The sequence below is a fragment of the Nocardia sp. NPDC056611 genome, assembly GCF_042792755.1.
Taxonomy (GTDB): Bacteria; Actinomycetota; Actinomycetes; order Mycobacteriales; family Mycobacteriaceae; genus Nocardia.
Genome location: NZ_JBHTVV010000005.1, coordinates 573196 through 587488, shown reverse-complemented (window position 1 = coordinate 587488; position 14293 = coordinate 573196). Strand labels below are relative to the sequence as shown.

Annotated in this window: 11 protein-coding genes, 1 rRNA gene and 2 pseudogenes; 12 read left to right on the top strand and 2 right to left on the bottom strand. The window is 70.1% G+C overall.

Annotation, left to right across the window (positions count from 1 at the left end):
* From rrf to ACFRAQ_RS28235, 3 genes and pseudogenes are all read left to right on the top strand, one after another.
* Nucleotides 1-91 (top strand): 5S ribosomal RNA (gene rrf, locus ACFRAQ_RS28245); the annotation flags it as partial.
* A gap of 1105 nt (nucleotides 92-1196) precedes the next feature.
* A pseudogene (locus ACFRAQ_RS28240) lies at nucleotides 1197-2150 on the top strand (hypothetical protein); the annotation flags it as partial.
* Nucleotides 2151-2413: 263 nt separating this feature from the next.
* Nucleotides 2414-3307 carry an HAD-IIA family hydrolase gene (locus ACFRAQ_RS28235; RefSeq protein WP_379104929.1) on the top strand — a complete coding sequence of 298 codons (894 nt, stop codon included), beginning with the start codon at nucleotides 2414-2416 and terminating at the stop codon, nucleotides 3305-3307.
* Between the two features lie 26 nt (nucleotides 3308-3333).
* On the opposite strand, the pseudogene ACFRAQ_RS28230 reads toward ACFRAQ_RS28235, so the two are convergent.
* A pseudogene (locus ACFRAQ_RS28230) lies at nucleotides 3334-3648 on the bottom strand (SAM-dependent methyltransferase); the annotation flags it as partial.
* 196 nt (nucleotides 3649-3844) lie between these two features.
* Here ACFRAQ_RS28230 and ACFRAQ_RS28225 point away from each other — a divergent pair.
* From ACFRAQ_RS28225 to recN, 4 genes are read left to right on the top strand one after another with little or no spacing between them, the layout of a single operon-like run.
* Nucleotides 3845-4102 carry a hypothetical protein gene (locus tag ACFRAQ_RS28225; RefSeq protein ID WP_357095750.1) on the top strand — a complete coding sequence of 86 codons (258 nt, stop codon included), beginning with the start codon at nucleotides 3845-3847 and terminating at the stop codon, nucleotides 4100-4102.
* A 1-nt stretch (nucleotide 4103) separates the two neighbouring features.
* Entirely contained in the window at nucleotides 4104-4994 is an 891-nt protein-coding gene (locus tag ACFRAQ_RS28220) for a TlyA family RNA methyltransferase (protein ID WP_379104927.1), read from the top strand.
* Nucleotides 4991-5956: an NAD kinase gene (locus ACFRAQ_RS28215; RefSeq protein ID WP_379104925.1), complete on the top strand. Its 966-nt coding sequence runs from the start codon at nucleotides 4991-4993 to the stop codon at nucleotides 5954-5956. Before ACFRAQ_RS28220 ends, ACFRAQ_RS28215 begins: the two co-directional genes overlap by 4 nt.
* Nucleotides 5934-7715, top strand: a complete 1782-nt coding sequence (gene recN / locus ACFRAQ_RS28210) for a DNA repair protein RecN (protein WP_379104923.1) — start codon at nucleotides 5934-5936, stop codon at nucleotides 7713-7715. The genes ACFRAQ_RS28215 and recN overlap by 23 nt, the downstream gene beginning before the upstream one ends.
* Nucleotides 7716-7789: 74 nt before the next feature.
* Here the strand turns inward: recN and ACFRAQ_RS28205 are convergent, their stop codons facing one another.
* Nucleotides 7790-8209, bottom strand: coding sequence for an SRPBCC family protein (locus tag ACFRAQ_RS28205; RefSeq protein WP_357287026.1), 420 nt, complete (start codon nucleotides 8207-8209; stop codon nucleotides 7790-7792).
* A gap of 182 nt (nucleotides 8210-8391) precedes the next feature.
* Here ACFRAQ_RS28205 and steA point away from each other — a divergent pair, with 182 nt between their 5' ends.
* From steA to xerD, 5 genes are all read left to right on the top strand, one after another.
* On the top strand, nucleotides 8392-9603 hold the full coding sequence (gene steA, locus ACFRAQ_RS28200) for a putative cytokinetic ring protein SteA (RefSeq protein ID WP_379104921.1): 1212 nt from the start codon (nucleotides 8392-8394) through the stop codon (nucleotides 9601-9603).
* Between the two features lie 8 nt (nucleotides 9604-9611).
* Complete coding sequence (locus ACFRAQ_RS28195; RefSeq protein ID WP_379104919.1) at nucleotides 9612-10535, top strand: copper transporter; 924 nt, start codon at nucleotides 9612-9614, stop codon at nucleotides 10533-10535.
* Nucleotides 10536-10667: 132 nt separating this feature from the next.
* Nucleotides 10668-12395: a CTP synthase gene (locus tag ACFRAQ_RS28190; RefSeq protein ID WP_379104917.1), complete on the top strand. Its 1728-nt coding sequence runs from the start codon at nucleotides 10668-10670 to the stop codon at nucleotides 12393-12395.
* 202 nt (nucleotides 12396-12597) lie between these two features.
* Nucleotides 12598-13251: an NUDIX domain-containing protein gene (locus tag ACFRAQ_RS28185; protein ID WP_379104915.1), complete on the top strand. Its 654-nt coding sequence runs from the start codon at nucleotides 12598-12600 to the stop codon at nucleotides 13249-13251.
* A gap of 79 nt (nucleotides 13252-13330) precedes the next feature.
* Complete coding sequence (gene xerD / locus ACFRAQ_RS28180) at nucleotides 13331-14251, top strand: site-specific tyrosine recombinase XerD (protein ID WP_357287039.1); 921 nt, start codon at nucleotides 13331-13333, stop codon at nucleotides 14249-14251.
* Nucleotides 14252-14293 lie beyond the last annotated feature (42 nt).

Genomic DNA, 14293 nt, shown 5'->3' with positions numbered 1-14293 from the left:
GCCCGGTCCCATTCCGAACCCGGAAGCTAAGGCCACCTGCGCCGATGGTACTGCACTCGACAGGGTGTGGGAGAGTAGGACACCGCCGGAACATCCTTCGCGATAAGGGGACCCTCTTGGGTCCCCTTATCGGCGTTTAAGCACCCGGTGCTGCGTTGACGCTCGAGGCAGCGTGATTGAATTTGGGGTAGGTGGATCGCCCACCCGCCCTCCTCACGCGCTCTCCAGCGCCGTGGCCGGGTACCGCAGGCTACAAAGTACAGAGAGGGATCACCGTGGCGGAGCAGAACGACGGCCGCAAACCCTTCCGCCGCAATGACGGTGGATCCGGACAGGGCGGCTACGGTCGACGCGAGGACGGCGGACGCCGGGACCAGGGCCGGCCGTCGTACGGCGGTGGTCCGCGTCGCGAGGGCGGCGGCGGCCGCGAAGGCGGCTTCAACCGCGGTGGTGGCGGCGGCTTCAACCGCGGCAAGGACAATGAGCGCGGCGGTTTCAACCGCTCCGAGGGCGACCGCGATCGCGGCGGCTATCGGGGCGAGGGCCGGACCGGCTCCGATCGTGACGGCGGGAGCCGGGGCGGTTACAGCCGCGGCGATCGCGACGCTGGATTCAACCGGGACCGCGGCGACCGCCGCGAGGGCGGTTTCAACCGCGGTGGGGAGCGCCGTGAGGGCGGCTTCGATCGCGGTGGCGAACGCCGTGAAGGCGGGTTCAACCGTGGCGGTGGTGACCGTCGCGAAGGTGGCTTCAACCGTGGTGGCGGCAGTGCTCGTCGCGAGGGCGGCTTCGATCGCGGTGGGGAGCGCCGTGAAGGCGGGTTCAACCGCGGCGGAGATCGTCGTGAAGGCGGTTTCGATCGCGGTGGTGACCGTCGTGAGGGCGGTTTCAACCGCGGCGGGGAGCGCCGCGAGGGTGGATTCAGCCGTGGCGGTGGTGATCGTCGCGAAGGTGGCTTCAACCGTGGTGGCGGTGATCGTCGCGAGGGCGGTTTCAACCGTGGTGGCAGTGATCGTCGCGAGGGCGGTTTCAATCGCGGTGGCGAGCGCCGTGAGGGCGGGTTCAGCCGTGGTGGCGGTGACCGTCGTGAGGGCGGTTTCGATCGCGGTGGGGAGCGCCGCGAGGGTGGATTCAACCGTGGTGGTGACCGTCGTGAGGGCGGCTTCAACCGCGGCGAGCGCCGTGAAGGCGGATTCGACCGGGGTCGTGGGGATCGTCGCGAGGGCGGGTTCAGCCGCGGCGGTGAGAACCGTGGTGGCGGACGGGGATTCGATCGCGATCGTGGTCCGCGCGAGGAGAAGAGGAGCTTCGCGCGCGACGACGTCGACGCGACCGGTGGTGAGACCGCCCGCGAGGACAAGGATTTCGAGCAGGCCGGAAACGGTTCGGGCGAGCGGTCGTTCGATCGCGGTGCGGACCGTCGCCGGGGCGGCGAAGGCGCGCGGGCCGGTGGCGGCCGGCCGGGCGAGCGGCGGTCGGGTCGTCCCGACGAGCCGGGCCTGCCGGACGACGTGCAGCCCTCCGATCTCGAGCCGGCGGTGCGGCGCGATCTGCTGAGCCTGGACAAGAGCAATGCCGAGACGGTGGCCCGGCACTTGGTGATGGTGGCGCAGTTGCTGGACGAGGATCCGGAGCTGGCGCTCGAGCATGCGCGGGCGGCCCGGCAGCGGGCCGGCCGGATCGCCGTGGTGCGCGAGACCGCCGGTGTCGCGGCCTATCACGCGGGTGAGTGGGCCGAGGCGCTGTCGGAGCTGCGGACCGCGCGGCGCATGTCGGGTGGTTCCGGCCTGCTGGCCGTCATGGCGGATTGCGAACGGGGCCTGGGCCGTCCAGAGCGCGCCATCGAGCTGGGCCGCAGTGATGAGGCCCGCGCCCTGCAGGGCGACGAGGCGACCGAGCTGCGCATCGTGGTGGCGGGCGCGCGTATGGACCTGGGTCAGTTCGACCAGGCCGTGGTGACGCTGCAGACCGCGGAGCTGGATCCGGCGCGCTCGGGTTCGGCCGCCGCGCGGCTGTTCTACGCCTACGCCGAGGCGCTGCTGGCCGCCGGTCGCGAGGACGAGTCGCTGACCTGGTTCATGAACGCGGCGTCCGCGGACCACGACGGCGAGACCGACGCCGAGGAACGCGCCGCCGAACTCTCCGGCGAGGGTGACGCCGACGGCGCGGACTGGACCGCGGCCTTCGACGAGGATGACGAAGACACCGAAGACGAAGACGGCGAAGACGCCGAGGACGAATCGGATTCGGCTGCGGCGGAGCGGGATTCCGAAGACGATGGACCGGAGAAGTCGGCGAAACCCGCCGAGGGCTCCGAGAACTAGGACCGGCAAGTGAATTCGACCGTGCGGCAGCGCCACAGCGCAGCCGCACGGTCGTTTCTGTTTCTGTGCACAGTGAGAGGGACGGCGTAATGCGATTGCGGGACCGGTTCGAGGCCTTGCTACTGGATCTGGACGGGACGCTGTTCCGCGGCCACGAGCGGATTCCCGGTGCGCCGGAAGCGCTCTCGGCGGGTGCGCCCGCGCAGCGGCTGATGTATGTCACCAACAATGCGAGCCGTTCGGCGGACGCGGTGGCGCTGCATCTGCGCGAACTGGGTTTCGACGCGCACGAGGACGAGGTGGTGACCAGCGCGCAGGCGGCCGCGCGGCTGCTGACGCAGCGGATCCCGCCGGGGTCCACCGTGCTCGTGGTCGGCACCGACGACCTGATGTCGGAGGTGGAGAACGTGGGCCTGCAGGCGATCCGTCGCTTCGACGGCGCGCTGCCGAGCGCGGTGGTGCAGGGCCATTCGCCGCAGACCGGCTGGCCGGATCTGGCCGAGGCCGCCTACGCGCTGCGGCAGGGCGCACTGTGGGTGGCCGCCAATACCGATGCCACGCTGCCCACCGAACGCGGTCTCGCGCCGGGCAACGGGTCCATGGTGGCGGCGTTGCGGCACGCGTCGGGACTGGAGCCGATCGTGGCCGGCAAACCGTACGCGCCGTTGATGGAGGACGCGCTGGAACGCGCGGGCACCCGTGACGCGCTGGTGGTCGGCGACCGCCTCGACACCGATATCGACGGCGCGCACACCACCGGGCTGGAGTCGTTCATGGTTCTCACGGGCGTGAGCACGCTGGAGGATCTGCGCACCCAGCCCGCCGATCGCATGCCGACCTATATCGCCGAATCCCTGGATGCCCTGAACCATCCGGTGGCCGACCTCGACCCGGTGGTGCCGGGGGAGGGCGATATCGCCGAGGCGATCGCCGACTGTCTGGCCAAGGCGCCCGGCCGCGCGATCACCGTTCGCTCCATCTAGCACGCCGCGAGGTATCAAGCCTCACACGGCAGGGGCGGTGCGTCCGGTCGGCGACCACCGCCGCGCGGATGCAGCAGCCCGGCTCGCCCGGGCCAGGTCCGGCGGCCCCGATTCGGTGGCGACCATGGTCGGCGGGAAGGCGGCGGCCTCGGGGAGCACCCAGCCGCCGCCGGTCCGGATATCCAGGGCGGCCCGCGCGGCCGCCAGTCGCGTTGCCTGTTGCCGCCGGTATCCCAGGAAGGCCGCTGTTCGGTGGCGCGCCCGTTGAGCCAGGAGAAATCTCACCCGCCCACCGGGGCCGCGTCGGCCTCGGCGATCAGTTCCTCGAAGTCGCTGTCCATTTGCCTTGTCCTGTCAGCAGCACCCGATGGTGGTCGGCGCGGCCGCCCCGGTCGGCGGTCGGATCGGGATGCGGCGGGGTACGTGTGTTCGAATGCGGGTTCGGGTAGCGTTATCGCCACGATGACTATGCCCATGCCTCGACCGCAGATTCCCGTGCCGGGACAACATCCCGGCACGCCTGGAGCGCACCCCGGCATGCCGGGTCCCCGCCCGGGCGCGCCGCTGCCGGGACAGCATCTGGCGGGCGCGAATCAGGAGTTCGCCGACCCGGATCGGGTCCGGACCGAGGTGGACGCGCTGCTGGCCGAATTGTCGGCGGGCGCGCCGAATCCGGGCTTCCCGGGCGCGCCGAGCGTGCACTCGGAGGGTACCGACATCGTGCGGCGGGCCAAGATTCTGGAGCAGGCGCACGAGGTGCTGGTGCAGGCGCTGGCCACGGTGGACAAGATCTGAGGTGGCCAGGCGCGCGCGGGTGGACGCGGAACTGGTTCGCCGCGGATTGGCGCGGTCGCGGGAACACGCGGTCGAGCTGATCAACGCGGGCCGCGTCCTGATCAATGGGTCGGTCGCCACCAAACCGGCGACCGGAGTCGAAACGAGCACCCCCCTGCTGGTGCGGGAGCAGCCCGACGAGGTGCAGTGGGCCTCGCGGGGTGCGCACAAATTGCTGGGCGCGCTCGAGGCGTTCGAGCCGCAGGGCGTGTCGGTGGACGGCAAGCGCTGTCTGGACGCGGGCGCGTCCACGGGTGGTTTCACCGATGTGCTGCTGTCGAAGGGCGCGAAAGAGGTGGTGGCCGCCGATGTCGGCTACGGCCAGCTGATCTGGCGGCTGCAGAATGACGACCGCGTCCTGGTGCACGATCGCACCAATGTGCGGGCGCTGACTCCCGAACTCATCGGCGGCACCGTCGATCTGGTGGTCGCGGACCTGTCGTTCATCTCCCTGGGGCTGGTGCTGCCCGCGTTGGCCGCCTGCTGCGCGCCGGGCGCGGATCTGCTGCCGATGGTGAAGCCGCAGTTCGAGGTGGGCAAGGAGCGGGTGGGTTCCGGTGGCGTGGTGCGGGATCCGGCGTTGCGCGCCGAGGTGGTGCGCGAAGTCGCCGCCGCGGCAGCGGCTCTCGGGCTGCGCACGCGCGGCGTGACGGCCAGCCCGCTGCCCGGTCCGTCCGGGAACGTCGAGTATTTCCTGTGGCTGCGCAAGGAGTCCGCGCCGGTCGGGCCGGATGCGGCCGAACCGGTGGCGACCGGCGACGCCGCGGGCGTCGGTGCGGCCGCCTACGATGCTGACGAGGCGGCGCGTGTGGCGGCGCTGATCGAGCGTGCGGTGCAGGAGGGTCCACAGTGAACGCGGCGAGCCCGGCCAGGGAAGTGCTGCTGGTCGCACATCCGGGACGCCCGGAGATCACCGATACCGCGCATCGGGTCGCGAAGATCCTGTGCGGGGCCGGGATCGGGCTGCGGGTGCTCGAGGACGAGGCCTACAGCACCCGCTTCGACCTCGACGACGACGGCACCTCCAACGGCTACCCGATGCGGGTGATGACGCACGATCTGGTCGCCGCGGTCGGCACCGAGATGGTGCTCGCGCTCGGCGGTGACGGCACGTTCCTGCGCGCGGCCGAACTCGCGCGCGCCGCGTCGGTGCCCGTGCTCGGAATCAACCTGGGCCGCATCGGCTTTCTCACCGAAGCCGAGGCCGAACACCTCGACGAGGCGCTCTCGCAGGTGGTGCGGCGCGACTACACCGTCGAGGAACGGATGACCATCGACGTCTCCGTGCGCGTCGACGACACGATCGTGGAACGCGGCTGGGCGCTGAACGAGGCCAGCATCGAGAACGCGGCCCGCATGGGCGTGCTCGAAGTGGTGCTCGAGGTCGACGGCCGCCCGGTGTCGGCGTTCGGTTGCGACGGTGTGCTCATCGCCACGCCGACCGGGTCCACCGCCTACGCCTTCTCGGCGGGCGGTCCGGTGGTGTGGCCGGAACTCGAAGCGCTGCTGGTGATTCCCTCCAATGCCCACGCCCTGTTCGCGCGACCCCTGGTGACCAGCCCGGATTCGCTGATCGCGGTGGAAACGGTGGCGACCGGACACGACGCGATTGTTTTTCTCGACGGCCGACGCACCCTCGCATTGCCGCGGGGCGGCCGGGTCGAGACGGTCCGCGGGACCGAACCGGTGCGGTGGGTTCGGCTCGATTCCGCGCCGTTCGCCGATCGGATGGTGCGCAAATTCCAGTTGCCCGTGACAGGCTGGAGAGGCCGACAGCGGACGGAGAGCACGAGTGCTGACAGAGATCAGGATTGACGGGCTGGGCGTAATTTCCACCGCCACCGCACAATTCCACGAAGGTCTGACCGTTTTGACGGGTGAGACCGGTGCGGGCAAGACGATGGTGGTGACGAGCCTGCATTTGCTCAGCGGCGCCCGCGCCGACGCGGGCCGCGTGCGCCTGGGCGCGTCGCGAGCCGTGGTGGAGGGGCGTTTCACCGTCGACGAGGTGCACGACGGCGCAGTCGGCGAGGTGGAGGAGGTGCTGGAATCCACCGGGGCCGAACGCGATGACGATGGCAGCATCATCGCCGTCCGCACCGTCGGCAGCGACGGCCGCTCCCGCGCCCACCTGGGCGGCCGGTCCGTCCCCGCCTCGGTGCTCTCGGATTTCACCGGTCCGCTGCTGACCGTGCACGGCCAGAACGACCAGCTGCGGCTGCAGCGCCCGGACCAGCAGTTGCACGCGCTGGACCAGTTCGCCTCCGATGCGGTGGCCCCGCTGCTGGCCAAGTATCAGAAGGCGCGAAAGGCCTGGCTGGACAAGCGCAATCAGCTGCTGGAACGCACCGCGCGCAGCCGGGAGCTCGCGCTGGAAGCCGATCATCTGACCCAGTCGCTGGCCGAGATCGACGCCATCGCACCCGAACCCGGCGAGGACGAGCATCTCGTCGGCGAGGTGCGGCGGCTCTCGGATCTGGACTCGCTGCGCGAGGCCGGGTCCATCGCCCACGACGCGCTGGCCGGTCCGGCGGATTCGCCGGGCGAGGCGGCGGGCGCGCTGGATCTGCTCGGCACCGCCCGCGCGCGCATCGAATCCTCCGACGACCCGAAGCTGACGGCGCTGGCTCCCCGTCTGGGCGAGGCGATTTCGGTGGTGGTGGACCTGACCACCGAGCTCAGCTCCTATCTCTCGGATCTGCCGTCGGATCCGGGCGCGCTGGAGTCCATGCTGACCCGGCAGGCCGAGCTCAAGACGCTGACCCGCAAGTACGCGCCCGATATCGACGGCGTCATCAAGTGGGCCGACGAGGCGCGCACCCGGCTGTCCTCGCTGGACGTGTCCGAGGAAGCCCTGGCCGCGCTGGCCGCCGATGTCGAGACCGCCGCCGAGAAGGTGCGCGAGACCGCCCGCAAGCTGACCGCCGCGCGCGGCAAGGCCGCCGGCAAGCTGGCCAGCGCGGTGAGCACCGAACTGGGCGGCCTCGCCATGGGCCGCGCGCGGCTCGAGGTCGGCGTCGGTCCGATCCTGGCGGGCGTGCAGGATTCGGCGCCGCTGGTCATCGACGGTCAGGAACTGCACGCCGGATCGACCGGTGTCGACGAGGTGGAGTTCCGGCTGGCCGCGCACTCCGGTGCGCATCCGCTGCCGTTGAGCCGCAGCGCTTCCGGCGGTGAGCTCTCACGCATCATGCTGGCGCTGGAAGTGGTGCTGGCCAGTTCCGAGCACGGCACCACCATGGTGTTCGACGAGGTCGACGCCGGTGTGGGTGGTCGCGCGGCGGTCGAGATCGGTCGTCGCCTGGCGCGTCTGGCGCGCACCCATCAGGTCATCGTCGTGACTCACCTACCGCAGGTGGCGGCCTTCGCCGACACCCACCTGGTGGTCGACAAACTCGATGACGGCCAGGCCGTGAAGTCGGGGGTGAAGGCGCTGACCCAGGACGAACGGGTCGTGGAGCTGGCTCGCATGCTGGCGGGCATGGGCGACACCGAGACCGGTCGCGCGCACGCGTGGGAGCTGCTCACCACCGCGCACTCCGAGAAGGTCGGCGCGGCCGCCTCCGGCGAATAACGCCTCCCCGAACAGAAAACCGGCCGAGACCCGAGCGGGTCCGGCCGGTTTTTCGTGCGTTCGTCGCGCCGGTCCTACTTCACGGCCTTGCGCACGCCGCCGATGAGGGCGTTGGTGAGGGCGCGCAGGCCGGGCTCGAGGATCTGGGCCGGAAGCGGGAGGCTCGGCTCGGATTCCATGGTGTAGACGACCCGGGTGCCGCCGGGAGCGTCGGAGAAGGCGATGGTGCCGACGTGCCGCTTGACCGGAGCGCCCGCGATGACGCGGTAAACCATGCGCTCACCGGGGACGAGCTCGGTGGTCTCCTCGGTCGGGCCGATGCCGGCGATGCCGAGCTGGTACTGGGCGCCGACGCCGGACGGGCTGCCGATGCCCGGCTTCTTCAGCGAGATCTTGATGGGCAGAAAGGGATTGAGGCTGTCGCGCTCGGAGAAGAGTTTGTACACGACGTCGCGGGGGGCGGGAATGACGGTGTCGACCGTGGTGCTGGCCATGACGGCATTGTCTCCTTTCGTGCCGGTGCTCGGAGCATATCCTTACCGGCCGGTAAGAAGATAGCCACGAACCGGACAACCTGCGACCGCCGGGACTCGAGCAACATTTCGGCGATCAAATGGTGATGCTGACCGGCGCGCCTCCACCATGGGTTGAGAGTTTGGGGTGATCATCGGTCGCTATGAAGATGATGGGCCTGCTGTCGCGCAATACCGAAACGCTGCCGGGTCTGACCGGGATGGCCCGGGTGGACCGTAATACCAGGCGTTTGCTGCAGCGCGTGGGCCCGGGGGATGTGGTCGTCCTCGACGAGTGCGACCTCGACCGGCTCACCGCCGACCGCCTGGTCGAGGCCCAGGTCGCGGTGGTAGTCAATGCCTCACCCTCGATCTCCGGGAGATACCCGAACCTGGGACCGGAAGTGCTGGTGGCCAACGGCATTCAGTTGCTGGACGCGGTCAGCTCGGACGTGTTCAAGAAGATCAAGGACGGCACCAAGGTGCGCGTCGAGGGCGGAGTGGTCTACGCCGACAAGCTCGCCAAGAAGGAGCCCGAGGCCCTCGTGGAGGGCATCGAACTCACCGAGGCGACCATCGCCGAGCGCATGATCGAGGCTCGAAACGGGCTCGCCGACCACCTGGAAGCCTTCTCCGGCAACACCATAGAGTTCATTCGCACCGAGTCCTCCTTGCTCATCGACGGCATCGGCGTGCCCGATGTCGAGGTCGAGATGAAGAAGCGGCATGTCGTGGTGGTGGCCGACGGTCCCGAGCACATCGAGGACCTCAAGCGCATCAAGCCGTTCATCAAGGAGTACGCCCCGATCCTGATCGGCGTGGGCCGCGGCGCGGACACCCTGACCCGCCACGGGTATCGCCCCGACCTGATCGTCGGCGATCCGGAGGAGATCACCGCCACCACGCTCAAGTCCGGCGCGGAGGTGATCCTGCCCGCCGACACCGACGGCCACGCCAAGGGGCTCGAGCGCATCCAGGATCTGGGCATCGGCGCGACCACCTTCCCGTCCTCGGGCGCGCCCTCGGATCTGGCGCTGCTGCTGGCCGACCACCACGGCGCGTCGCTGATCGTGACCGTCGGCGCGGCGGCCTCGCTGGACGACTTCTTCGACCGGGGCCGCCGCGACTCCAATCCGGCGACCTTCCTGACCCGTCTCAAGATGGGCACCAAGCTCATGGACGCCAAGGCCGTGGCCTCGCTGTACCGGCACCGGGGTTCCGGCTGGGCGATCGCGCTGGTGGTGCTGGCCGCGCTGGTGGCCCTGGTGGTCGCGGTGCTGGCCACGCACATGGGCGCGGAAGCGGTGACCTGGATTTCCGACACCTGGGATCGCGGATGGCACTGGGTGGAGCGGCTATTGGACCGGCAGAGGTAGAGGACCGAATGATTTCTTTTCGCCACCACGCGATTTCGATCGCCGCGGTATTCCTGGCCCTGGCGGTGGGCGTGGTGCTGGGCACCCGGGCGCAAGGCAACGGGTTGTTCTCCGGCACGGGCGAGCGGCAGCAGGTCGGCGACCTGCGAGCCGAGAACGGACGGCTGACCGAACAGGTGAAGGCGGCCGACGCCTTCCTGTCCGGCGCGTCCGGCAAGCTGCTGACCGGGGCTCTGGCCAAACGGTCGGTTCTGATCTTCACCACGCCCGACGCGGACAGCGGCGATGTCGACGCGGTCAGCGCGGCGCTCACCACCGCCGGGGCCGCGGTCACCGGGCGGGTCGGCCTCTCCGGCGCGTTCACCGACTCCTCCGAGGGCGATCGGCTGCGCACCGCGCTGGTGAACATGGTGCCCGCGGGCGCGCAGCTCAAAGTCGACGCCGTCGACCAGGGCAGCCTCGCGGGCGATCTGCTCGGGCAGGTGCTGCTGGTCGATCCGGGCAGCGGGCAGCCGCGCGGCACCCAGCAGGAGCGCGGCCTCGCCCTGGAGACGCTGCGCGGCGGCGGCTTCCTGACCCCCGCCGGGGACGTGCAGCCCGCCCAGCTGGCCGTGGTGGTCACCGGGGACGGCGCGCGGGCCGAGGAGAACAACCGGGGCACCATCATCGCCCGATTCGCGGGCGGGCTGCGGTCCCACGGCGCCGGTGTGGTGCTGGCGGGTCGCTACGGAGCCGCCGACGGGCCGGGCGCGATCGCGGTGGCCCGTTCCGAGCTCGGGCTGGCTGCCGTCACCACCGTCGACAACGCCGATCGCGAGATCGGGCGGATCACCACCGTGCTCGGGCTCACCGAGCAGCTGAACGGCGGTACCGGTCGTTACGGCACGGGTGCGAAGGCGACCTCGCTCACAGTCGCCGCCATGCCGCATTGACCGCGGTGAACACAAAGCCAACGCCGAGCACCGGAAAGGTTGCCCGCGACACGCGGAACCGAGTCGGTCGCGGGCAGCCGAACACGCGTGGCATGCGATCAGCCTCCGCAATCCGTGTTACCGTGAAGACCCGTGGGTAATTCACGGATTCCGGCGCGCGCGGCCACGAAACACATCTTCGTCAGCGGCGGTGTCGCCTCTTCACTCGGTAAGGGTTTGACCGCCTCCAGCCTCGGTCAGCTGCTGACGTCGCGCGGTCTGCGCGTCACGATGCAGAAGCTGGATCCGTACCTGAACGTCGATCCCGGCACCATGAACCCCTTCCAGCACGGTGAGGTGTTCGTGACCGAGGACGGCGCGGAGACGGACCTCGACGTCGGCCACTACGAACGGTTCCTGGACCGCGATCTGTCCGGGGACGCCAATGTCACCACCGGCCAGGTGTACTCGAAGGTGATCGCCAAGGAGCGTCGCGGCGAGTACCTCGGCGACACCGTGCAGGTGATCCCGCACATCACCGACGAGATCAAGAGCCGCATCCTCGCGATGACCGGTCCCGATCTGCACGGGCAGGCGCCCGATGTGGTGATCACCGAAATCGGTGGCACCGTCGGCGATATCGAGTCGCAGCCGTTCCTCGAGGCGGCGCGCCAGATCCGCCACGAGGTGGGTCGCGACAACTGCTTCTTCCTGCACGTCACGCTGGTGCCCTACCTGGGCCCGTCGGGCGAGCTCAAGACCAAGCCGACCCAGCACTCGGTGGCGGCGCTGCGCAATATCGGTATCCAGCCCGACGCGCTGATCCTGCGCTGCGACCGCGATGTGCCGCAGCCGCTGAAGAACAAGATCGCGCTCATGTGCGACGTGGATGTGGACGCCTGCATCTCGACGCCGGACGCGCCGTCGATCTACGACATTCCGAAGGTGCTGCACCGGGAGGGCTTGGACGCGTACGTGGTCCGCAAGCTCGGGCTGCCCTTCCGCGACGTGGACTGGACGGTCTGGGGCGATCTGCTGGACCGCGTGCACAACCCGCGCGAAGAGGTCACCGTCGCGCTGGTCGGCAAGTACGTGGACCTGCCCGACGCCTACCTGTCGGTCACCGAGGCGCTGCGCGCGGGCGGTTTCGCCGCACGGGCCAAGGTCAACATCCGCTGGGTGCAGTCCGACGAGTGCGAGACCGAAGCCGGTGCGCGCTCGCACCTGGCCGACGTCGACGGCATCCTGATCCCCGGCGGCTTCGGCATCCGCGGCATCGAGGGCAAGGTGGGCGCCATCCGTTTCGCCCGCGAGCACAAGATTCCGCTGCTGGGCCTGTGCCTGGGCCTGCAGTGCGTGGTCATCGAGGCGGCGCGCTCGGTGGGCATGAAGGACGCCAACTCGGCGGAGTTCGAGCCCGACACCAAGTTCCCGGTCATCTCGACCATGGCCGATCAGGAGCAGATCGTGGCCGGCGAGGCCGACCTGGGCGGCACCATGCGGCTCGGCGCGTATCCGGCTGTGCTGCAGAAGGATTCGCTGGTCGCGCAGGCCTACGGTGAGACCGAGGTCTCCGAGCGGCACCGCCACCGCTACGAGGTCAACAACACCTACCGCGACAAGATCGCCAAGAGCGGCCTGAAGTTCAGCGGCACCTCCCCGAACGGCCACCTGGTCGAGTTCGTGGAATACCCGCAGAACCAGCACCCGTTCCTGGTCGCCACCCAGGCGCACCCGGAGCTCAAGTCCCGCCCGACCCGCCCGCACCCGCTGTTCGCGGCGCTCATCTCGGCGGCGCTGGAGTACAAGGCCGCCGAACGCCTCCCGGTCGAGATCCCGGCCGAGGCCACCGCGCCGGAAGGCGAGAAGGTCTCCAAGTAGCCCGCCACCGAGGGTGAAACCCGAAACCGCCCGAGCGCCCTGAGCGCCGGGCGGTTTCGCGTTTCGAGCCCCTGGCTCCACCGGGGGTGCCGCCCGCGCCTCGCGTTCGGCGTACCGGCGTGCCCGTGGCGTGCGCCACGGTCCCGCCGCCGGAGGGTCCGGTGTGTCCTGGCGGCACGGTGATTCGCGCTACGGTTCTCGGATGACGTCCTCCGGTCCGGTTCCCGGTTCACACGAATTCGATGTTCTGTCCAGTCGCACCGTGTACTCGGGGGCGATTGTCGCGCTACGGCTGGACCAGGTGGTCATGCCCGGCGGGAAGGTGGCCGAGCGGGAGGTGATCGAGCACCACGCGGCGGTCGCGGTGGCGGCGCTCGACGAGGACGAGAATCTGGTGCTGATCAATCAGTATCGGCATCCGATCGGGCGGCGGTTGCTGGAATTGCCCGCCGGGTTGCTGGACAAGCAGGGGGAGGATCCGCTGGAGGCGGCCAAGCGGGAGCTGGCCGAGGAGACGGGGCTGGCGGCGCGGGAGTGGGCGGTGCTGGTGGATGTGGCGCTGTCGCCGGGGTTCACCGATGAGGCGCTGCGGGTGTATCTCGCCACCGGGCTATACGAAACCGACCGGCCCGACCCGGAAATGGAGGAGGCCGACCTCCAATTGCTGCGGATGCCCTTGGCGGAGGCGGTGCAGGCCGCGCTGGCGGGGGAGATCACCAATGCCACCGCGGTCGCCGGAGTCACCGCGCTGATGACGGCCCGGGCCACCGGGGCCGTGCTGCGCCCCGCGGACGCGCCGTGGCCCGGCCTGCCGACCGCCTTCCTGGACCGTAAGGCGCGGGGGCACGCCGAGTAGATCCCGATTGGGAAACTTGTTCTGTTTGCCAGGGTTTGGCCGGGGGAGTTCGTCGGTGGCTGCTGCAATGATGTGACCCGTGCTGAAGCGGCAGATCGACGCGTACCTCGACCATCTGGCGGTCGAGCGCGGCGCCGCGCGCAATACGCTCAGCGCCTACCGCCGCGATCTGGGGCGATACCGGCACTTCCTGTCCGAGCGCGGGGTGGAAACGCTTGCGCGCGTGGCCGAATCGGACATTGCCGACTACATGGTGTCGTTGCGGTCCGGCGACGCCGAGCATCCCGCGCTGGCGGCGTCCTCGGCGTCGCGGGCGCTGGTCGCGGTGCGCGGGCTGCACCGGTTCGCGACGGCGGAGGGGATCACCGACGCGGATGTGGCCCATCCGGTGAAACCGCCGACGCCCGCCCGCAGGCTGCCGAAAGCCCTTCCTTACGACCAGATCTCGCGGCTGCTCGACGCGGCCGGCGGCGACATCGCCGACGGCCCGCGCGGGCTGCGGGACCGGGCCCTGCTGGAATTGCTGTACTCCACGGGCGCGCGCATCTCCGAAATCGTCGGCCTGGACGTGGACGACATCGACACCGCCGAGCGCGCGGTCGTACTGCGCGGCAAGGGCGGCAAGCAGCGCATGGTCCCGATCGGCCGGCCCGCCCTGGCCGCCCTGGACAACTACCTGGTCCGCGGCCGCCCCGATCTCTCCGCGCGGGGCCGCGGCAACAGTGCCCTGTTCCTCAACCATCGCGGCGGCCGGCTGTCCCGCCAGACCGCTTGGCAGGTCCTGCAATCCGCGGCCGAACGCGCGGGCATCGCGGCGCAGGTGTCGCCGCACACCCTGCGCCACTCGTTCGCGACCCACCTGCTCGACGGCGGCGCGGATGTCCGGGTCGTGCAGGAACTGCTGGGCCACGCCTCGGTGACCACCACGCAGATCTACACCCTGGTCACGGTCGGCACGCTGCACGAGGTCTGGGCGACCGCGCACCCGCGCGCCCGGTGAGAGTGCCGTGGCGTCCCGAATGGCGCGGGTCTCGAAAAGCAT

What these genes read in the sequence shown, in the direction of transcription:
- ACFRAQ_RS28235 (WP_379104929.1), top strand. Translation starts at nt 2,414, where the DNA reads ATGCGATTGCGGGACCGGTTCGAGGCCTTGCTACTGGATCTGGACGGG.
- ACFRAQ_RS28225 (WP_357095750.1), top strand. Translation starts at nt 3,845, where the DNA reads ATGCCGGGTCCCCGCCCGGGCGCGCCGCTGCCGGGACAGCATCTGGCG.
- ACFRAQ_RS28205 (WP_357287026.1), bottom strand. Translation starts at nt 8,209, where the DNA reads ATGGCCAGCACCACGGTCGACACCGTCATTCCCGCCCCCCGCGACGTC.
- steA (WP_379104921.1), top strand. Translation starts at nt 8,392, where the DNA reads ATGAAGATGATGGGCCTGCTGTCGCGCAATACCGAAACGCTGCCGGGT.
- ACFRAQ_RS28195 (WP_379104919.1), top strand. Translation starts at nt 9,612, where the DNA reads ATGATTTCTTTTCGCCACCACGCGATTTCGATCGCCGCGGTATTCCTG.
- ACFRAQ_RS28185 (WP_379104915.1), top strand. Translation starts at nt 12,598, where the DNA reads ATGACGTCCTCCGGTCCGGTTCCCGGTTCACACGAATTCGATGTTCTG.